Here is an 18,920-nt window from a genome sequence, read left to right as displayed (position 1 = left end):
CCCTAGCCTCCGGCTGCTGGCGCCGCAACCGGCCAATGAAGAAGGCAGGGTCTTCACCCTGCCTTCTTCACGCGGCTCGCCGCCGGGCGTGCCCCGGCGTCACCCCATTACAGCTGAATCCGCGCCACGCTCTCGTCAGCGCCCTTGTCATCCTTCTCGCCGTTCTTGATGCTCACGAACAACACGTTGTTCTTCGCATCCAGCGCCAAGCTGTTCGGGTGGGTCGGCACCTTGTAGGTCGCCACCTTCTGGTAGCTGTCACTGTTGTACGCGGTCACCGTACCGGCTTCGCGGTTGGTCACGTACAGGCGCTTGCGCGGTGCATCCAGCAGGATGCCCAGCGGGCCGGCATCGGTCGGGATGCTGGCCAGTTCCTTACCGGTGCTGCGGTCGAGCACCAGCACGCGCTGGCCCGGATGCTTGCTGACCAGGCCACTGCTCTTGGCCTGGTAGCCACGCAGCATCTCCGAGCCCTGGTCGGTGACGAACAGGCGCTTGCCGGACGGGTCCAGCGCGATGTTCATCGGCTGCTCGGCGGCAATCTTGTGCTGCGCCACGACCTTGTTCGAATCGGTGCCCACCACCACCAGCTCGGCCAGCAGGTTGCTGGTATAGACGCGCTTGTTGGCCACATCCAGCGCCAGGCCCGGTGCCTTGGCATTGCCCAGGCCGTCGATGGTGTTGATCACCTTCAGCGTGTTCGTATCGATCACGAACAGCACGCTGCTCACGTCCGGCTGGCTGCTGTGGCCGGTCACGTACAGGCGGTTGCCCGCGCTGTCGACCACCAGTTCGCGCAGGTCGTGGGTGTAGGCGGCCTGGCCGTCCTTGCCGGTCTTCTTCTCCATCAGCTGGATGGTGCCGACGGCCTTGTTCTGCGCGGTGTCGACCACGGTCACCGACAGGTCCACGGTGTTGCCCACGTACAGGCGGTTGTGGGCGTCATCCAGCACCACGCCGAACGCCTTGCGCTCCAGCGGGATACGGGTTTCCACGGCCAGCGTAGTCGGATTCAGGCGCAGCACCTGGGCCGGGCCGGCGTCATCACCGAAGCCACCGGATGAGGCCACGAACACGGCGTTCTGCTTCGGGCTGTAGGCCAGCTCGTACAGGCCCTTGGCCACGGCCTGGCGCTGTACGGCGGCGGTGGCACTGGCAGCGGGAGCGTTGTCGGCGAAGGCCGACGGCACGCCGAGGCTGAGCGAAACGGCAACGGCCAGCGCGGCCGAGCGGAAGAGAGGATTACGGAACATGCGAGCGTCCTTGAATGGGCACGGGAAGGTGTCCTGGCTCGCTGGGCCGTACTGCGACGGCCCGCCCCGCATCTGTCTGCGCGGGGTGGGCTGGCTGGGGTTGCGGGGGAATGGTAGCAGGTGGGAAGCGTGGCGTGCGCCGGCGCGCGTATGGCAGGCGCGCGGATTACTGCTCCTTCAACCGCAGCGAATCGGCCACATCGGTCTTGGCCGCCACCTCGGTGGCGATGCTGGCGCGGCGGTGCCCCGGGTCGTTGCGGTCCCCCTGCACGATGAAGATGCTCTCCGCCGCATGGCTGCTTTGGGTCGGCCTGCTGAGAAGCACGTGGTCCACGCGCGAGAGATTGTTCTGCTTGGCCAGCACCAGCAGGCTGGCGCTGATGCGCTGGCTGGCCGCATCGAACGGGCGGCCGTGCGCGGCATCCAGTTCGGCCACTTTCTGGATCAGCTGCGAGAACAGGCGATGGTCCGGATGTGAGGGGTCCAGCAGCGTGCCGGCCACTTCAATCGGCGTCGGTGGCGGTTCATCGATCGCGCGGTCGCCCTGGCGATGATGTTCGGCCTCGCGCTCGGGCATCGCGTGGTGGGTTTCGGCATTCAGATCGCTGCCCGGGAACGGCGCGGCAATGCACTGGATTTCCGGCAGGTTGAACAGCACCGCGAACTCGCCCAGGTTGCTGCCGCCATCCAGCGGCGCCGGCAGCGGATGCAGGCCGGCGTAGTGCAGCGCCGCCCAGACGAAATCGCTGCAGCGGTTGATGGTGGCCGGGCGATCCACGTCGAATTCGAACTCGGCCGGTTCCTCGGCGAAATCACGCAGGCAGCCGTAGTGCTCCTCGGAGATTTCCAGGGTGCGGCTGTAGTACGGGTCCAGATGTTCGTCGGCATCATCGTGGCGCACCTGCGCGTACTGCACGCCGGTGCGGGCTTCGCCCGGCGCGTGGCGCGGTGGCGCGAAGCCGTAGCTGTGGGCCTCGTCGCCCGCGGCCACCTGCAGGTACATATGGCCGCGCGGCGAGATGCCACCACTTTTCAGCGGGGTGCCGGGGGCGGCCAGGTACAGTGTTGCGGTGTAGCGTGTTGCCTGCTCCATGCCTGTTCAGCCTTGATGGGTGCTGCGGTCCTGGCCGGATGATGGCATAGGTGGGATGGGGGTAGGTGGAGGACAAAGTTGGGGCCACGACTGGCATGCTGAATGTGTGAACCAGCCAGCAATCCAAGAAGCTGACTGCTTCGCTACTTGGGCCTGCGCAGGTAGGCAATCAGCAGTTCGGGGTGATACGGATCAAGCTGCGTCAGAGGCGAATGCAGTTGCACTTCAACCCGGTATCGGCCCGGCGAGGGATTGCGTGCCCATGCGAAGGCCAGCTGTGCGTAGGTATCACCGGGTCGTTCCAGCCCAGCATTCTGCAGTGCCAGTACGTCAGCATCGTCCAGCCACGCGCTGGTTATTCGACCATCGGCGGGGATGGGGATCGTCCGGGCAGGTTCCCCGATGATCGACTCCAGCCGGAGCAACGGCACGTCCTTCCATCCACCCGATTCCAGGCGCGCCATGGAGACGTTGGCCTGGAGCCCGGATGCCTGAACATCGACCAGTGCCTCCAGTGCCGGGACGTCGTCCGTACGATTGACCCGAATGCCGATCATGAGCGTTGGAGAGGAATTCCTGCTGGGAACATCCACATCGAATTCCACTGCCAATGGTTCATCCATTGACGAGGTGGGCATGGCGCGCACAAGCGGCACCAGATCCGGACGATGGGCCTCTGCTATCGATCCTGCGTCGCGAGCCGCATCGGGCCGGCACGCGGTAGCCAGAAGAACGAGTAGTCCCGCGAGCATGCATATTCGGCGCTTTCCTTGTGGCTTCATCTTCGGTCCTTTTCGCAGGTCGCCCAGTGCAGCTCACACGTTGATCATCCCCCGCTGGCCGCACGAATCTGGATGTCGTGCTGCACCCGCTGATCTTCCAGCTGCTGATCCATTTGATTCGCAAGCGCACGCTGATTCGCTTCACGGCTGACCGCATCGAACTGTTGCAGTGACTCTTCAACTGCTGTCTGCGCCGCCAGCTCGGTCGGCATCGCAGCGCGCTGATGCGCCGGATTGCTCGGTTCGCCCTGGACCACGAACAGCGTGTGCCCGGCCGGGTGTTGATGCGTAGCATTGCTCACTAGTACATGGTCCACCCGTTCCAGGTCGTTGTCCTTGGCCAGTACCAGAAGGCTGGCGGTCATGCGTTCGCTGACTTCATCGAAACTGCGACCGTGCTTGGCGTCCAGCGCTTCCACGCCCTCGCGGATCTGCTGATACAGCGCGTGATCGGGGTGGCCGGGCTGCGTAGGGTCCTGCAGCGCCCGGTTCGAGCCCGATGCCTCATCCGGTGCGGGCGCGGCTGGCTCGGGGCTTGGCACTATCGTGGGCGCGGCAGGAACAGTGACAGCCGCAGTGACGGGCCGGAGGTCATCCGATGGAGCCGGTTCGGGCTCTGGCACGTGTTGTGCCGTTTCCTGCTCCAAAGGCCATGGATCGCGCGAAGGCTCAGCAGGCAGCGGCTCCTTGAACGGCACCGGTTCCACCTCCTGCACTGCCATGTCCTGCTTTGGAGTGGGGGCAACCGCAGGCACCGGGGCCATCCGCTCCGGCTCCGCTGCCTGCTCTGTGCGCTGCGTGGGCACCGTCTGCGTTGCCGCTGCCAGAGGCGCGGCAGAGTGTGGCGTCGCACGCTCGGATTCGACCGGGTGCGCCTGCATCGGCCCAGCGGGCTCCGGCGTCTGTGAGGCGGTACGGTTTTCGGTGGGCGCCTCGCTGTTTGGATGGGGCTGAGGTTGCGGCTCCGCCTCACGCCGCGGCGGATCGCGCTGCTCGGCGTGCCGTTGAGGCGCGGGCTTGTCCTGTGCCGCGGGCGTAGGTGGTGGCGTGACCGCTACCGCGGGCGGCGCTGCCGCAACCGCCGCAGGCGCGATGGTTTGCGCAGTCGCCGGCTCTTCCGGCCGCACTTCCACGCTCCCGCCCTGCTCCGATGGCTTGTCGCCATGTGCCACCTGAGCGGCTGCTCGTGCAGCCTGTCCTGCATCTACCTGCGCAGCACCCAGCCGATTGGCTTCCTGCAGTGCCTGCCGGTACGCCTCCTGCTCACCCGCCGACAGCGCAGCAATGCGCAGCTCGGGCGAGTCGGGCAACGGCGCCTGCTCATTGGCACGCGCGCGCACCTCATTCCATGCGGCCTGCAGCTCCTGCGTGCTGGTGGTCGCGACGGCGCGCGCCACGCCATCCTGACCCACCTGGTAATGGGTGATGGGCCGGGACGCGCCCGCGTTGCCCTCGGCGACAGGCCCCAGTTCCTGCAGCGTGGGACCCGTAATGCCGTGCTGCTCGCGCGTGCGCGCCGTGGCCAGGGCAATGGCCTGCTCCCATGCCGGGGTCAGCGCAACGCCCGCAGCGTAGTAGCTGTGGCGAAGCTCGTTCTGGTTCACTTCCGCCGCAGACGGCAACGGTCGCGCGTCCAATGCGGCAATGGTCTGGTTGAACTGATCGAGCGATGGCTGCTGGATGGTGCGGGTCAGCTCCAACTCCAGCGCCATGTTGCCCTGCGCGATTTGGCCAGCGTGGTGCCATTGTCCTGCTTCATCGCGCTGGTAAAGCTGGTTGTCCGAGCCCCGGATGGCGTCCGGCTTGGTACGGGCCTGCTCCACCGCTTCCGGTACCAGCGGCACGAAGTCGCTGGCGCGGGTAGCAGCACGGGTCTCCAGGTAGCTGGCGGCAATCGCGGCCTTGCCGTTGGCGATGTTGTTCTCGATGCGCTGCACCGCCTCACGATTCAACTCGTTGGCGCGTTCGGGGCTGGCGGTCTGCGTCTCATACACACCCCGGTCGTTGGCACCGGACACGCCAATCTTGACCTGCCGCGTCCACTGCTCGGTCTGCGCATCGCGGTGCCAGTTGGGATTGTCGAGACGCCCCTCGCCGTCCCGCGCCGGGATGCTGAAAGGATCCTGCGGCGGCGGCGCCTTGCCCAGCGCCAGCTCTACCGCTTTTACGTGGGCGTATGCGCCCAGCTCGCGGGCCTTCTCGTAACTGGCACCCACACTGCGCTCAGCCGGATTGCCCAGGCCGTCGCCTGTGCTGTCCATAACCGCCTGGCGCTGCCAGTTGCGGCCATCGAACTGCCATGTGACATCGGCCTTGTCGGTCTGCCGGTAGACGGCGCGGTTGTCGAGCAGATCGGCGCCCTTGTCGAACGCCTTGCTCATCAGCAGCGCATCGCCCGCGACGATGGCCGCAGGGACGAAGCTGGACGTGCCGATCACCGACGCGGTAGCCATGCCACCGACCCAGCCACCGCCGTTGCGCGCCAGAGCGTGGGTGAGCTCGGACTGGGCGGCGGTGCCGTTGCCTTCTTCCAGCAGCTGTGAGGTGCGGCGGGCGGTGATGACGGCATCGGCGCCGGAGGCTAGCAGGCCACCGGAGCGGATCAGTTGGCTGGTGGAGGCTTCGCCGAGGAGGAGATCCAATGTCGCACCGCCTTGCTGCGATCGCGGGCTGCGAATACGATGCCCGGCTTCCTCGCCGAGCACGCGCTCGACCGTCTGGATACCCGGCTCTGTCAGAACAACTCGGCCACCGTGGTGGGCATTGGAAATGGCAAGCGACAGGCCGCTTCGCTGCAACTCAATGTTTCCACCGCGAGTCAGTGGCTTGGCGTCATACTCGATTCTATTGAGCGTAGTCACGATACCACTTTCGGAATGAGTGACAGCCACCCAGCCAAGGTCGACCCCGGTGAAACCTTTCAAGGCTTGGATCTGAGCGATATGCGTTTGGTGGTACTCAGGAACTCCGTCAAAAAAATCCCGGATTCGTTTGTTCGTGATCGCAGGCGTGCTTCCCAGCGGAGTATTCGTGTTGAGATCGCCGTTGATCAACCCGACCTTGACGGTGTCTCGCAATGCTTCTACACGTGCCATCACTCTATCGAGGGCGTCAGAGTCATTCAGCAGCGCGGCCTTACCGTCTCGCGTTCTCTGAATCTCGTTCAATCGCCGAATCATTCCGTTCTGGTATTCACCCAACGGTCCGCCACTGTGCGGCGTAATGCCCATCGCATCTGCATAGGCAGGGTTTGCGGGGAGGAACAGCCGGTTCTCTTGGGCGTGAATGTTGAATCGCCCGGCCTCCTGCAGCTTTGCGAGCAACGGGCTGTGCCTCAGCGTCTGCTGCTCAATCGCGTGATGGTCCTGCAAATGAGTGGAATGTCCAGCCACAAATCCTCCTTGACTCCAGCATCGCCTGGTCTCAGCAGTTCACCGCGTCATAGAACCACAGACCGTTGGACGTACCGCTGGCGATCAGTCCCGCGGCTTCGACCGCCTCCTTGAAAGTGCGGTCGCAGAAGACACCTTCGTAGTAAGGGAGCCGGAATACGTGAGCATCGCCGATGACCTCCCGCTTGAACGCCAAGCGGACGTCGCCAGTCAGATCGTAGTATTTCCCCTCTTCATAGTCGTCACTCACGATGATCTTCAGCTGGGATGCTGCCTCATCCAAGGCATCAATGGTTCTGATGACATCGCAAAGGAAATAAGGGCCACCCATTGCTCCATCAGCGAGTCGATAGTCAGTCTCCCTGAACGCAAAAGCTCCTGGGTCCACGGCCGCCATCACCTCGCGGAGACGCCCGGAAACGAGCCAATAGCCGCTCATCCCAGCTTCAAGATCCTCCGGTGGCCACCCTTCGCTTGGGTAATACACTAAGCGCGGGGTCTCGCGCAGAGGCGGGAAGCCCCCCTGATCGGGACGCAAGAGGAAATTTGGAGGGGTCTTCAGAGAAGACTCGTTCTCAAAAACGACGCCATGCCCTTTGCCGCGCCGTCGGGCATCTGGGCGCAACTCGAAGAACTCGCCCTTCTTTGGCAGATTCGAAGTCATTGTTTGCCTCACCTCAGAATCGATCTAAATAAGCGTGCCAAGAGCTTATCAGAGGGTGCCAACCTTCCATGCCCTCCTCGAGTCATGCCCGCGCGCTCACAGCCTGAAGCCCCCTCCACCGACATAGCGCACTACTGCTTCTCTCCAATTCCTCTGGCCGCTCTGAAGTACCGATGCGACCTGCCTCTTACCGCTCTGCCTTCAACTCAAGCACTGAATAGGCATGACTGCTTTTTAAACCGTTCTGCACCGGCAAGCAATCGGACAAAAATGAAATCGATCTTAAGTTCGACTACCGATCCCGTTCCATGAGACGCGCCGCAGCCGTCTTCAATTTTTACATGCGGATTATGCTTAGAATGACGCGCGCCATATCAGACATTGGCTGCGTCCTTGAACCTCAGGCCACGCATTTCACACTCGCTTCCAATTCCCGCAGCGCGTATGGCATCCCGGAACATGCGATCGCAGTAGACAAGATCGCCGGAGTACGGGCTCCTGAAGACATGACTGTCCCCAATTACGTCCCTCTTGAATGCCAAGCTTGCTCCGCCACGAAGGTCGTAGAACTTCCCGCCCGGATAGCCCTCATCGACGATGACCCGGAACTTCGATGCTTCCTCATCGACGGCATCCAGTTCGCGAGCAACCTCGCACAGGTAGTACGTTGGGCCCTCTGTGCCGTCCGGAAGCACGTAATCACACTCCACGAACTCAAAGGCAACGGGATCTATTTCGGTGAAGGCCATCTTGAGGCGCTCTGATACCAACCAGTAGCCACTCATTCCTCCTTCGAGGTCCTGCGGTGGATCCCCCAGCCTTGGATCGAGCACCAGACGCGGTCTCTGCGCCAGATGAGGAAAACCGCCTTCTTCGGGGCGAATGATCAGCCTGGGAGGCATCAGCAGTGCGTCCTCATTCTCGATCTCAACACCATGCCCTCTTCCCCTTCGGGTCGTGTCAGGCATCAGCAGATAGAACTCGCCAGGAGCAGGCTGATTACGTTCCAACGTGGGCATGTGCTTGTTCCCTTCCGAATTTAAGGCATGTACCGCACTCCGCATACTTGCAGTATCGGTCACGAACTTGGTGCCGATGGGACAGACTCAGCAATTGACCACATCTTCAAACCAGAGCCCATTGGATCTCTTGGCTGTGAAGATGCCGGCAGCTTCCACCGCATCCTTGAACGTTCGGTCGCAGAACACCCCGCCATGGAACGGCAATCTGAACACGTGAGCCGAACCCAGCACTTCGCGTTTGAACGCCAACCGGACATCACCAGTTAGGCGGTAGTATTTCCCTGCCTCGTACTCATCGCTGATCACGATGTTGAGCTGGGAGGCTTCTTCATCCAAGGCGTCCAGCGTGCGGACCACGTCGCAAAGGAAGTAGGCTGGTCCCTTTGAACCGTCTTCCAAGCGATAGTCGGTATCAGCGAAAACGAACGCGTCAGGGTCTATCTCTTCCATGACCTGGCGCAATCGCTCGGAGATCAGCCAATAGCCGCTCAACCCGCCTTCCAGGTCCTGTGGAGGGACACCCTGCCGCTCCCGATAGACCAGGCGCGGGGTTTCACGCAGTAGAGGGAAGCCACGGGCTTCGGGCAAAAGGATCAGCCGGGGAGTCACAAGCAACGCGTCCTCGTTATCAAAGACCACCCCGTGACCCTTCCCTCTACGGGTAGCATCCGGTCGCAGTTTGAAGAACTCGCCCTTGCGCGGCTGATGGGTGGAGTCCGATCGCATGCTTTTCATCCCACGTTGTTGATGTGAATCGAAGGCGCTCATAAGCACTTGAAGCGAATCTGAAAGGCGCCCAAAAGTCCGGCCTTCAGAACTCTGACTTAGATGCTGGCCGCGTCAGTGAACCAGAGGCCTCGCGATGCACGCGGCCCACCGATTCCAGCGTTCCACACAGCGTCGCGGAGCTCTCTGTCGCAGAAGACGAGGTTTCCCGAGAAAGGCGTCCGGAATATTCTGGCTTGACCGATGACCTGCTTGCGGAACGCCAGACTGGCTCCGCCCCTTAGGTCGTAGAACTTTCCACCTCGATAGCCTGCGTCAGTGATGATCCGAAGTTTCGAGGCTTCTTCGTCCACCGCATCGAGCTCACGGGTTACATCGCACAGGAAGTACCGCGGCCCCTTGGATCCATCGGCAAAGCGGTAGTCACACTCTACAAACTCAAAGCCAGCCGGGTCCACAGAGACTAGAGCGTCGCGTAATCTCTCGGTGACCATCCAGTAGCCGCTCAGCCCCCCCTCCAGATCCTCTGGGAGGCTCCCATTCTTTGCTGAGTAGACCAGCAGCGGCTTCTCCGCCATGGGCGGAAATCCCCCTTCTTCTGGCCGCAGGATCAGGCGAGGCGGGATGCGCAGCCGCTTCGCGTTCTCGAACACAACGCCGTGCCCCTTTCCCCCGCGCGTGGTATCAGGCATCAGGAGGAAGAATTCGCCAGGCACAGCATGGGGCGGCTTTGACGGTTCCATGCTTTTTCCTATCTTCCAGATGTTTGCACTCCAACGTAGAGACATAGCCGGGCTTCGGGAAGGCATCGGCTGTCAGTTATGTGAAGACCAGCCACTCATGAATTCTCTGCCGGCTTGGGCCACACCCTAAATGTCCGCGGCATCCGTCAACCACACGCCGTCCGCATCGCTGTCAGTGTCTATACCGGCTGCAGCCATTGCATCCCTAAACACGCGGTCACAGAACACGGAGCCGGAGAATGGAGTCCTGAAGACGTGGACCTGCCCCAGCCTCTCCCGGTCGAACGTCACACTCGCGCCGCCGCCCAAGTCGTAGAACTTCCCGTTTATGAATTCCTCGGTGGTGTCGATGAAGAGCTTGGACGCACCTTCGTCCAACGCGTCAATGACCTGGACCACGGTGCACAGGAAGTGGCGATCGCCTGGGCTGCCGTCTTCCAGGCGATAGTCGGCTTCCGCAAAGGCGAAGGCGTGGGGATCGACAGAGACCATCACGTCATGCAGCCGCTCAGAGACCAGCCAGTAGCCGCTGAACCCCGACTCCAGATCCCGAGGCGGCGGTCCTTCGCTCAATCTAAGTACCAGGCGCGGCGGCTCGCGAAGCGAGGCGACGCCGCCATCCTCCGGCAGCAAGATCATGCGAGGAGGAGACAGCAGGCGATCCAGATTCTCGAAGACGACCCCGCAGGCAGGGCCGCTTATCGCCCCTGGCTCAAGGAGAAAGAACTCCCCTTTTCGAGGATGGCGGGTTGAAACCGAATCCATGCGCTGCCTCCATCTTATTGTCGCCCCGACGCCGGAGCGAAGTTCTCCACCTATTCCCGATCATGTGAAGGCGATCGGTGAATGTTCACTCGGACAAGCCGCAGCCCTTTTCTACCCTGACTTGCGTGGGCCGGCAATCGGACCAGAATGAAATCAAATGATTGTCGAGCTTCTATCTCATTGTGTGAGATCTACCGCGGCCAAACTCAGCTCCCCCTCTGGAGGACGACTGTGACCAAGATCGACCCCACATGGCTGGAAGCCTTCGACAACGAGCTCCTCCACCTGTTCGCCATCGACCACCGCGACGCCGGTATGGACGAGTACCTGCTGGGCTGCTACGCAGACCTCCCACCGCGCGAGGCTGCCCTGGCATTCGGCAGCGACTACGACCTGGAGCGCGACGATGCACTGTGGCCACGGCCGGGCGTACCTGTGTGAGCGGTGCAGCAGTCCGGCACGCCGGCATTCAAGGCAAGCGATGCCAGGGGATGACCGCTATGCTGGCAGCGCACCGGAATGGAAGCCACGTATGCCCCGTTTGAACACCGCCCTGGCACTGAACCTCGTTCTGATGCTGCTGGGCGCTACACCTGCCATGGCCATGGCGGTAGACCCGCAGGTTTCCACTGAAGTGTTCGTGGAGCGCGGCGACAACCCCACCTTCGAGCTGCGGCAGGCGCCTGCCGTTGTGTATTCAACGGACCCTGCCACGCCGCCCGATACCTTGCTGCAGGTTCCCATGGCGGTGTTGTTGGTTGCTCAGCTGGATGAGCTGGGTCACGTTTCCAACGTGATGGTGGTGCGGTCCAGCGGACTGCGGGAGCTTGATCGTGCGGCCTTTACCGCAGTGGACCAGTGGCGCTTTGATCCGGTCGTGGTTGAGGGCGTCGCGCGGCAAGCGCGGGTTCGGGTGCGTTTGAGCTTCGTGCCTCCGGCCGAGGCGCCGCCCGGCTGAACCGCTGGTTCAATCTGTCGCGATTGGCCCTGCGCCATGGCCCTGACTGGGGGCATTCCTGCGCTTGGGGCCAATAGCGCCAAGCTCTTCAAGAGCGTTGCAGCGCAATCGCTTGCTGGCTTAACACCGTGTGCGACAATGCCGAAAGCGTCAGGACTGGCAATCATCAGTCCTGTGATTTCTTGGCATTTGGTTGCTGCACGGGTATCTCTTGGCGTGCCACCGGAAAAGGGTGGCGCGGGGTTCGAAAGCCCGTTCAGTAGCCTTGTGCTTTGCGCTTGCCAGCCGGCGTCACCTTACGTGGCGCCGGCTGGCAATCCGTTCGCGTTCCATGGCGGGCGGTGCGTGGGGGTCTTCGGACCCACCGGCTTGGTTACTGTCCGGCTTTCGAACCACGCACCGTCCGCCACCTTCATTGGTGGCGCTGCTATCTGTCCTGTACGGAGCATTGCCATGAACACATCGGACTTCCGTTCCCTGCACGCGCAGTACGATCCGGACAACGCCGAAGCCGAGCGCGAACCGTCCGTCGATCCCAACGCCTTCGTAGCCACGCTGCACCGCATCGGCACCGGTGCGGCTGCGGATGGCCAGCCTTGGCCGGAGCGGCATCAACTGCCTGGGCGGTGTCTTCAGCTGGCGGATGCGGATTGCGCGCTGGCGGGGCTGCGTGTGGTGGCGGAGCTGATGTTGGCTGCGGAGCGGACTCGGCAGAACGGCGCGCCCGAGGAGTACCTTGGGGATAGGGTGATGGAAGGGTTGAAGATGGCATGTGTGGCGTTGACTGCGCAGGTGACTGAGCGGTTGCAGGTGCGGGAGTAGCCCAGTTGGACCTGGCCGTCTGTCGCGTGGCTGCTGGCCACCCGCACGCTATCGGCTGACCGTTCGCCTTCTAGTCCATCCCCTGTTAGCAGAGCGTCGAATGAAGCTTCTGATCTATGGCGCGGCGCTGCTGGCGGCGCTGTCTGCGGCGATCGCCAGCCGGCATGTACCCAAGGCCGACTTGGAACTGCGGACGTTTCGGAAGGTGTCCGACGCTGAATTTGCTGTGATGCGCGAGGAAGCCGTTCGACTGGTGCGCGAGGGCCTGGTACAGCGCGCCCGGTACGCGGGAGACCGATACTTCGAGGTCAGCTGTGACGGCACACCCGTGATGCTGGTGGATAACTCATTGGAGCAGCTTTTAATCGTGCTGTATGCGAATAGGCAGATTGATGTTCCGTGCGTTGTGCCGCTGCTATCGCATTGGAGTGGGCGGATTGTGGCGGAGTAGTGGCCACTAGTCCTGAGTGCGTGAGCATGCTGGACGAGCTCCCGTCCGGCCTCACTCCCATGAACACCCACGACGCCAGTGACCTGGCCTTCCGGGCGAGTGAGATGTCCCCAACCCCGCCCATCTTCACGCTCATCTTCCTGCTCACGGGGTTGATGAAGTCTGGGCCGACCAAGCTCCATCAAGGCTCTGGCGGCCGCCTGCCCAGCTTGCGTTCTGTGGCCCAAAACAATCGAGCATGGTGTCCCAGAGGCTGACTCCTGCGACTCAGGCATTCGGCAATCGCCCCTATCGCCATCAGGCGCCACTAAAGAATCAGCGATAGGGGCTTCCACCCTGGTATGATTCCGTCAGGCGTCGGGGGGCGCGGCTCAGGCATTCAGAGTGGAGCCCTGAACCCTGACGCAGACAGATTGGGGCCGGCATCCTGGATCAAGAGCGACCACCCTTTCTGAACGCGAAAATGAACAAGGGAGTGGTCGTAGGCAGATGGATTTTTCACGGTTGACCGCTATCCAAGTCTCCGCAGATTACTGTGCCGTCACTGGCCAGGATCTCTATTCCCTTGCGATCACTGGATATCCACTCCGAAAGGCGATCACTCGCGACACTCGAGTCGAGTCGGATAGCGCATTCCCATACAACTGCCACGCGCCAGCTCATGTCCAGAAGCGACCTGACTACCGCCAGGTCGCGCTGTCGATTGGCGGAGAGTTTTGCATCCCAGAAGGCTGCTCGTGTCTTCGGCAGTCTGAAAAGAGGGCAATCCTCATGGCGATGCCAGAAGCACCCGTGTACGAACACCGCAGCCTTCCATTTCGGAAGCACAAGGTCAGGCTTTCCTGCGAGGCCCTTCGTATGAAGTCGAAAGCGGAAGCCGCGCGCCCAGAGATGCCTTCGGACAGTGACCTCCGGCTTAGTGTTCCTGGCCTTGATTCTTGACATCAGTGCTGATCGAACAGCCGGGCTCATCACATCAACCATCTAGCAGAGACTCCGTCTTGACCGCAGTACGTAAGCCCATCGGTGTAATTGATATCTTTGCCGGCCCCGGTGGCCTGGGCGAAGGGTTCAGCAGCTTCAAGCCCGAAGAAGGTGCCAAGTACCCCTTCGAACTCGCGGTATCCGCTGAAATGGAGAAGTCTGCACATTCGACTCTCCGTCTCAGGGCCTTCTATCGCCTTCTCATCCGGCAGGAAGGCCAAGTCCCGCAAGAGTACTACGACTATCTGGATGAAATTGCGAAGGGCGACGCCCTTCCTCCCGCAACACACTTCGGAAACAGTCGATGGAGCGACCTGTGGGCTGAAGCCGAGCGAGAAGCGCTCAACCTCACCCTAGGAGAAGAGCGGGACAATCAGGCCCTCTATTCACGGATCAACGAGGTCAAGGATCAGTACGAGAAGATGATCCTCATCGGAGGCCCCCCGTGCCAGGCTTACTCCGTCGTAGGCCGGGCTCGCCAGCGGCATGTGGAGGGATTCTCCTCAAAGGGCGACAAGAAGCATTTCCTCTACAAGCAATACCTGGGTCTTCTTGACGAGTTCTCACCCGCTGTCTTCATCATGGAGAACGTCAAGGGAATCCTGACTTCCAAGGTCGGCAACAAGGAGATGTTCGCTGCAATCATGCGCGATCTCTCCGACCCTGCTGCAGCTCTGAAAAGGGAAAAGAAGGGGGGAAAGAACGGGTATCGCTATGTGCTTCTTCCTATCCACGTTGAGGCGAATCAGAAGCGGACCAGCGAACTTGTCGCGGAGGATCCGTCTGCATTCATCATCAAGTGTGAGAACCACGGAATTCCACAGGCGAGACACCGGGTCATCATCATGGGGGTCCGGGAAGACCTAGTTCCGGATGGCATTGAGAGCCTGCCAGGCTTGGATGTTGAGAAGCATGTAAGCGTGAAGACGGCTCTGGTCGGGTTACCAAGGCTGAGAAGCGGGATTAGCCGCAAACAGGACGATCCTGAAGAGTGGCGCAAGGCGATGGAGTCGGAGCGGGACCGCTTGATCCGAGTTCTCGGGAAAACCTATCCTGAGCTGGTGGAAAAGCTCGAATCATTCGTGCCCTCCAGCGCATTTCCTCGGGGTTCCATCAAGTACAGCACCGGAAGCAATCCCTACGTCAACAAGCTCAGGAGCGCGTCGCAGCACTATTTGCTCAACCATGAGACAAGGGGACACATGAAGTCCGACTTGGGCCGCTATCTGTTCTGCGCGGCATTCGCGCGTGTGTACAAAAAGTCACCCACAAGTCGCGAATTCCCAAAGAAGCTCGCCCCTGACCACCTGAACTGGGAGACCGGCTCGTTCTCGGATCGTTTCCGGGTTCAGCTCAAGGGCAAACCTTCAAACACGGTGACCAGTCACCTTTCGAGGGACGGTCACGCGTTCATCCATTGGGATCCTCGCCAGTGCCGAAGTCTCACAGTCAGAGAGGCTGCCCGGCTGCAGTCATTCCCGGACGACTATGTGTTCCTCGGCAACAGGACTCAACAGTTCGTCCAGGTCGGAAATGCAGTTCCGCCCTTGATTGCCAGACAGATCGCTAGAGTTGTGTGGTCGATACTCAACTAGGCGAAGGTTTTAGCAGGGGGAAGCAATGAATCAAGGGGAAATGGAGTCCCTGGGCTCTACCGATACCCGGTCCGGCAGCGAAGCCAGCACCGAGGCCGAGCGGCATTCATCACTGAGGCCGCTCCTTCGACTCGCCGCACTTCGTGGCGACGCGGAGCATGTGTTGCGTTACCTCCAACTCGGGGGAGACGCCGGGGCGCGCGACCAGCAGGGGCGGACTTTGCACATGCTTGCCGCCTCCAAAGGACATCTAGAGCTCTGCCGCCTGATTTCCGAGCATTCTCAGGAGAGCGAGCGTCTGGCGCTCCAAAAGGCTGACACTCCGGTAGCGACGCTAGGCGAACTCCGGGGCATGAAAGACAGCGAGGAAGTGGAAGATCCTGCCCCATCACAGGCTGTTGATTCCACTCTAGCGCCATCTTCCGAAGAGGATGCATTCGAGTCAGAGTTCTTTGGGACGTGGGAGGAAGAAGTAGCGGTCGAGGTGCCGTTGGAGGACCCTTCGCTTAGGTCGACAATTCAGGTGGTGCAGGAAGTAATCTCCAGGCACGTGATTGTCGACAGGGATGAGGACTGGAATGACCTCGCAAGGCTTCTCCCTAGTTACGCTGAGACCTCACTGATCCGGGAGCTCAATCACAGCTCAACTCATCGCTTCTTCGAAGCACTGATCATCCGTGCTCAACTGGAAGGAAACTTCAACCCTCAGGATCTGAAGCTCATCTCTCGCGAGGTCGAAGGTCACGAAGATGGCGATACATTCCGCCAGCTCTCTGTCCTCATGGGTCAGATTCAGGCTGTGCCAGAAGAGGATGAAGAGTGGCTACCTCCTCTCCATCCATATCATATCAACCGACCAGCATCCGAAAGTGGCATCGATGAGCTGGAGGAGTTCTTGCAGGATCTTTCTTCCACAACGAATGATCCTCACTTCCACTTCGCAAAGATTGCCCAATCGTCCGTCCTGTTGGACCGCTCAGGGGAAGAGCGCATTGGGCTCCTTTTGGAGCTCTCTCTCAGAGATGCGTATCGTGCCATTGCTGAGGCCCCTCACGCAGCCCCTTCGATAGCGGGCCTCGCTACAGACCTTGAGCAAGGACGTGTCTCAGCAGGTCAAATCAGCCATATCAACAGCGAGGATGAAGATCAGTCTGGCGATCTTCCCGGCACTTCAGACGCTGAAGACGAGGACAATGAAGTTTCAACGGCACAATCCGTTGCCGGATTGAGCCTGATCGACATGCTGAACAGCGCACGCTCCGGTTGCCTCGAACTTCAGGCGAATCCAGGGGATCAGCGCTTTGATAGAGATGCGGTAACAGCCGTATCGGCGCTGAAGTTGACTTCATCGGTCGTTAGACGCTTTGACAAGGAATTCGAGGCGGCAGGGTGCGCGAGCGCATCACTTCGTAGAGCGGTGCATCGAATATTGCGCCTTGAGCACGAGATGTTCCACGCCAATATCCGGCTCGCAGTGCATGTGGCTGACAACCACGGGTGGAGCACCCTACCCCGCATGGATAGGATTCAGGAGTGCCTTGTCGGACTGCTTAAAGCTATCGACAGATTCGATTACGGTAGGGGCAACAAGTTCTCGACCTATGCGATGTGGTGGCTGAAGCAGTCCGTTGGGCGGGCTATCGGTGACAAAGCGCGCGTGATCAGACTGCCCATCCATGTCATGGAAAAGGTCAACAAGATCTCCAAGGCAGTCAGGAGACTCGGTGAGGAATCCCTAGATGATGCGCGCGCTCAGGACATCGCCAACATCTGCGATCTATCCGTTGAGAATGTATCCAAAGCATTGAAAGTGGCCCACGATGCGGTCTCCTGGGATGAGCAGGACGCGACGAGAGAGCTGGCCCTTGTTATTCCGGATTGCAGTCAATCCCCCGAGGAAGTCACGGATGATCATCTTCGGAGGCGTGCGATCAACGATTGTCTCAACGCAATAGGCTCAAGAGAGGCCGAGGTCATCAGACATCGGTTTGGCCTGATCGATGGCAACGACAAGACATTGGAGGAGGTCGGTCAGATCTTTGGTGTCACCCGCGAGCGGATTCGCCAGATTGAGGTAAAAGCGCTGAGACAAATGCGCCACCCAGCGCGACGCCTCAATGAGTTGGTCAATGGCAAGTCGGAGACTGACGATGCAGCAGAACAGTAAAGAGAGGTCAAAGGGCAGGAATGCTCCACCCAGAGCTGACGCGATGGTTGAGGCGCTGCGAGGCTTGGGCTATACGACAGCCACGGCATTGGCAGACCTTGTGGACAACAGTATCTCCGCTGGAGCCAGCCAAGTGGAGATTGATTTCAACTGGTCGGGGACTGACAGCTGGATCTCCATCGCAGACGATGGCAGAGGGATGACAGATGCTGAGCTCTTCAGCGCGATGCGCCTGGGCGACCGCAACCCATTGGACACCCGAGGCGCCTCGGACTTGGGACGCTTTGGCTTGGGATTGAAGACTGCCTCGTTCTCTCAAGCCAGAAGACTGACCGTCCTAAGTACCAAGGATGGCCAATCAAGTTGCCTACGCTGGGATCTGGACGCACTGGCCTCAGATCCGAGCGGCGAATGGCACCTTCTTGAGGGACCGGAGTCATCGTCCGAGGCGCGTCTCGTCCGGCACACTGGTCAGACATCAGGCACCGTGGTTCTTTGGGAACGGCTTGATCGCATTGTCACCGAAGGCTTCACTGCTGGGCATCTTCTTGACCTCATTGACGACGTGGAGCGCCACCTCGCAATGATCTTCCACCGCTATCTTGATGGCAGTGGACCTCGAATTCGTCTGCAGCTCAATGGGAAGCCCATTACGCCTTGGGATCCGTTCCTCTCTTCGAATCCGGCGACCTGGAGGTCACCCGAGTCCAGCGTCGGAGAAGGCAGCTTGAGAATCACCAGCCAGGCTTTCGTGCTTCCACACAAGGACCGCCTAAACGACAAGACCTACGCCGAAGCCGGCGGAATCGAGGGCTGGTCAAGCCAGCAGGGCTTCTACATCTATCGTGGCCGGAGACTCTTGGTTGCAGGCAGCTGGCTCGGCCTTGGTCGTGGACGCTCCTGGTCCAAGGACGAAGCTCACAGGCTTGCGCGCATCCGGCTGGACCTCCCCAATAACCTCGATGCGCAATGGAAGATCGACATCCGCAAGTCATCTGCCCATCCTCCCGCTGCACTGCGGGATCAGCTTTACCGACTGGCAGAGGACGCCCGCGACAGAGCGCGCAAGGTATTCCTGCATCGTGCCCGTTCAAATTCATCGCTTGGTCGCCGCGAGGAGGTCATGCCCGTATGGCAATCGAGAGAGACGGCTGCGGGGCTACAGTACCGTGTCGACCGCACACATACGGCGGTCAAAGAACTGCTGGACGATGCCGAATTCGGCGTCAAAGTCGAAGCGATGCTGCGCATCCTCGAAGAAACAATTCCTGTGCAGAGAATCTGGCTTGAGGCGGCGGAAAGCGGAGAACATGCAAAAGGTGGGTTCACAGGGGAACCAGACGACTCGGTTCGTGATGTTCTCAACGTGATCTACCAGAGCCTGGTGGAGAAGAAGGGCATGTCCCCGAGCATGGCAAAGCGCCAGCTTCTAAGAACCGAGCCTTTCGATCTCCACCCGGAGCTGATCAAAGATCTGCCGGACAACATTTCCAAGGACTGAAG

Annotated in this window: 17 protein-coding genes; 7 read left to right on the top strand and 10 right to left on the bottom strand. The window is 60.8% G+C overall.

Annotated elements, in window-relative coordinates:
- Window positions 1–107: 107 nt before the first annotated feature.
- The 9 genes from V3B41_RS14045 to V3B41_RS14005 form a co-directional block, all read right to left on the bottom strand.
- Window positions 108–1,253 carry a YncE family protein gene (locus V3B41_RS14045; protein WP_329861468.1) on the bottom strand — a complete coding sequence of 382 codons (1,146 nt, stop codon included), beginning with the start codon at window positions 1,251–1,253 and terminating at the stop codon, window positions 108–110.
- 166 nt (window positions 1,254–1,419) lie between these two features.
- Window positions 1,420–2,346, bottom strand: coding sequence for an XVIPCD domain-containing protein (locus V3B41_RS14040; protein ID WP_197650748.1), 927 nt, complete (start codon window positions 2,344–2,346; stop codon window positions 1,420–1,422).
- Between the two features lie 143 nt (window positions 2,347–2,489).
- Window positions 2,490–3,128: a hypothetical protein gene (locus tag V3B41_RS14035; RefSeq protein WP_152906564.1), complete on the bottom strand. Its 639-nt coding sequence runs from the start codon at window positions 3,126–3,128 to the stop codon at window positions 2,490–2,492.
- Window positions 3,129–3,172: 44 nt separating this feature from the next.
- Window positions 3,173–6,520, bottom strand: a complete 3,348-nt coding sequence (locus tag V3B41_RS14030) for an XVIPCD domain-containing protein (protein WP_329861465.1) — start codon at window positions 6,518–6,520, stop codon at window positions 3,173–3,175.
- A gap of 31 nt (window positions 6,521–6,551) precedes the next feature.
- On the bottom strand, window positions 6,552–7,208 hold the full coding sequence (locus V3B41_RS14025; protein WP_069118063.1) for a DUF1629 domain-containing protein: 657 nt from the start codon (window positions 7,206–7,208) through the stop codon (window positions 6,552–6,554).
- A gap of 350 nt (window positions 7,209–7,558) precedes the next feature.
- Window positions 7,559–8,203 (bottom strand): DUF1629 domain-containing protein, encoded by a 645-nt coding sequence (locus tag V3B41_RS14020; protein WP_049428641.1) that lies wholly within the window; start codon window positions 8,201–8,203, stop codon window positions 7,559–7,561.
- A gap of 87 nt (window positions 8,204–8,290) precedes the next feature.
- Window positions 8,291–8,932 carry a DUF1629 domain-containing protein gene (locus V3B41_RS14015; protein WP_049428681.1) on the bottom strand — a complete coding sequence of 214 codons (642 nt, stop codon included), beginning with the start codon at window positions 8,930–8,932 and terminating at the stop codon, window positions 8,291–8,293.
- 98 nt (window positions 8,933–9,030) lie between these two features.
- The gene (locus tag V3B41_RS14010; protein ID WP_329861463.1) at window positions 9,031–9,675 is read right to left on the bottom strand and encodes a DUF1629 domain-containing protein; all 645 of its coding nucleotides are present in this window, start codon (window positions 9,673–9,675) and stop codon (window positions 9,031–9,033) included.
- 126 nt (window positions 9,676–9,801) lie between these two features.
- Entirely contained in the window at window positions 9,802–10,440 is a 639-nt protein-coding gene (locus V3B41_RS14005; RefSeq protein WP_049428636.1) for a DUF1629 domain-containing protein, read from the bottom strand.
- A gap of 231 nt (window positions 10,441–10,671) precedes the next feature.
- Here V3B41_RS14005 and V3B41_RS14000 point away from each other — a divergent pair, with 231 nt between their 5' ends.
- From V3B41_RS14000 to V3B41_RS13985, 4 genes are all read left to right on the top strand, one after another.
- Complete coding sequence (locus V3B41_RS14000; protein WP_049428634.1) at window positions 10,672–10,881, top strand: hypothetical protein; 210 nt, start codon at window positions 10,672–10,674, stop codon at window positions 10,879–10,881.
- Between the two features lie 91 nt (window positions 10,882–10,972).
- The gene (locus V3B41_RS13995) at window positions 10,973–11,398 is read left to right on the top strand and encodes a TonB family protein (protein ID WP_049428631.1); all 426 of its coding nucleotides are present in this window, start codon (window positions 10,973–10,975) and stop codon (window positions 11,396–11,398) included.
- A 453-nt stretch (window positions 11,399–11,851) separates the two neighbouring features.
- Window positions 11,852–12,220 carry a hypothetical protein gene (locus V3B41_RS13990; protein WP_329861460.1) on the top strand — a complete coding sequence of 123 codons (369 nt, stop codon included), beginning with the start codon at window positions 11,852–11,854 and terminating at the stop codon, window positions 12,218–12,220.
- A gap of 100 nt (window positions 12,221–12,320) precedes the next feature.
- Window positions 12,321–12,671, top strand: coding sequence for a hypothetical protein (locus V3B41_RS13985; protein ID WP_329861458.1), 351 nt, complete (start codon window positions 12,321–12,323; stop codon window positions 12,669–12,671).
- 498 nt (window positions 12,672–13,169) lie between these two features.
- On the opposite strand, the gene V3B41_RS13980 is transcribed toward V3B41_RS13985, so the two are convergent.
- Window positions 13,170–13,643, bottom strand: a complete 474-nt coding sequence (locus tag V3B41_RS13980; RefSeq protein WP_260465463.1) for a very short patch repair endonuclease — start codon at window positions 13,641–13,643, stop codon at window positions 13,170–13,172.
- A gap of 29 nt (window positions 13,644–13,672) precedes the next feature.
- Between V3B41_RS13980 and dcm the strand changes: the two genes are divergently transcribed.
- The 3 genes from dcm (at window position 13,673) to V3B41_RS13965 (ending at window position 18,918) form a co-directional block, all read left to right on the top strand.
- Window positions 13,673–15,250, top strand: a complete 1,578-nt coding sequence (gene dcm, locus V3B41_RS13975; protein ID WP_329861456.1) for a DNA (cytosine-5-)-methyltransferase — start codon at window positions 13,673–13,675, stop codon at window positions 15,248–15,250.
- A gap of 226 nt (window positions 15,251–15,476) precedes the next feature.
- On the top strand, window positions 15,477–17,417 hold the full coding sequence (locus V3B41_RS13970) for an RNA polymerase sigma factor RpoD/SigA (protein ID WP_329861454.1): 1,941 nt from the start codon (window positions 15,477–15,479) through the stop codon (window positions 17,415–17,417).
- A complete protein-coding gene (locus V3B41_RS13965) occupies window positions 17,401–18,918 on the top strand; it encodes an ATP-binding protein (protein ID WP_329861452.1) in 1,518 nt (505 codons plus the stop codon). Before V3B41_RS13970 ends, V3B41_RS13965 begins: the two co-directional genes overlap by 17 nt.
- The last annotated feature ends 2 nt before the right edge of the window (window positions 18,919–18,920 follow it).

Origin of the sequence: Stenotrophomonas sp. SMYL89, from assembly GCF_036319985.1 — a bacterium.
In the GTDB taxonomy this organism is placed as follows: domain Bacteria; phylum Pseudomonadota; class Gammaproteobacteria; order Xanthomonadales; family Xanthomonadaceae; genus Stenotrophomonas; species Stenotrophomonas maltophilia_Q.
This window is presented reverse-complemented; position numbering and strand designations above follow the sequence as displayed.

Excerpts from the sequence above, each read along its gene's own strand:
- V3B41_RS14045 (WP_329861468.1), bottom strand. The coding sequence starts at position 1,253 with ATGTTCCGTAATCCTCTCTTCCGCTCGGCCGCGCTGGCCGTTGCCGTT.
- V3B41_RS14040 (WP_197650748.1), bottom strand. The coding sequence starts at position 2,346 with ATGGAGCAGGCAACACGCTACACCGCAACACTGTACCTGGCCGCCCCC.
- V3B41_RS14035 (WP_152906564.1), bottom strand. The coding sequence starts at position 3,128 with ATGAAGCCACAAGGAAAGCGCCGAATATGCATGCTCGCGGGACTACTC.
- V3B41_RS14020 (WP_049428641.1), bottom strand. The coding sequence starts at position 8,203 with ATGCCCACGTTGGAACGTAATCAGCCTGCTCCTGGCGAGTTCTATCTG.
- V3B41_RS14015 (WP_049428681.1), bottom strand. The coding sequence starts at position 8,932 with ATGCGATCGGACTCCACCCATCAGCCGCGCAAGGGCGAGTTCTTCAAA.
- V3B41_RS14010 (WP_329861463.1), bottom strand. The coding sequence starts at position 9,675 with ATGGAACCGTCAAAGCCGCCCCATGCTGTGCCTGGCGAATTCTTCCTC.
- V3B41_RS14005 (WP_049428636.1), bottom strand. The coding sequence starts at position 10,440 with ATGGATTCGGTTTCAACCCGCCATCCTCGAAAAGGGGAGTTCTTTCTC.
- V3B41_RS13995 (WP_049428631.1), top strand. The coding sequence starts at position 10,973 with ATGCCCCGTTTGAACACCGCCCTGGCACTGAACCTCGTTCTGATGCTG.
- V3B41_RS13990 (WP_329861460.1), top strand. The coding sequence starts at position 11,852 with ATGAACACATCGGACTTCCGTTCCCTGCACGCGCAGTACGATCCGGAC.
- V3B41_RS13985 (WP_329861458.1), top strand. The coding sequence starts at position 12,321 with ATGAAGCTTCTGATCTATGGCGCGGCGCTGCTGGCGGCGCTGTCTGCG.
- V3B41_RS13980 (WP_260465463.1), bottom strand. The coding sequence starts at position 13,643 with ATGAGCCCGGCTGTTCGATCAGCACTGATGTCAAGAATCAAGGCCAGG.
- V3B41_RS13970 (WP_329861454.1), top strand. The coding sequence starts at position 15,477 with ATGCTTGCCGCCTCCAAAGGACATCTAGAGCTCTGCCGCCTGATTTCC.
- V3B41_RS13965 (WP_329861452.1), top strand. The coding sequence starts at position 17,401 with ATGCAGCAGAACAGTAAAGAGAGGTCAAAGGGCAGGAATGCTCCACCC.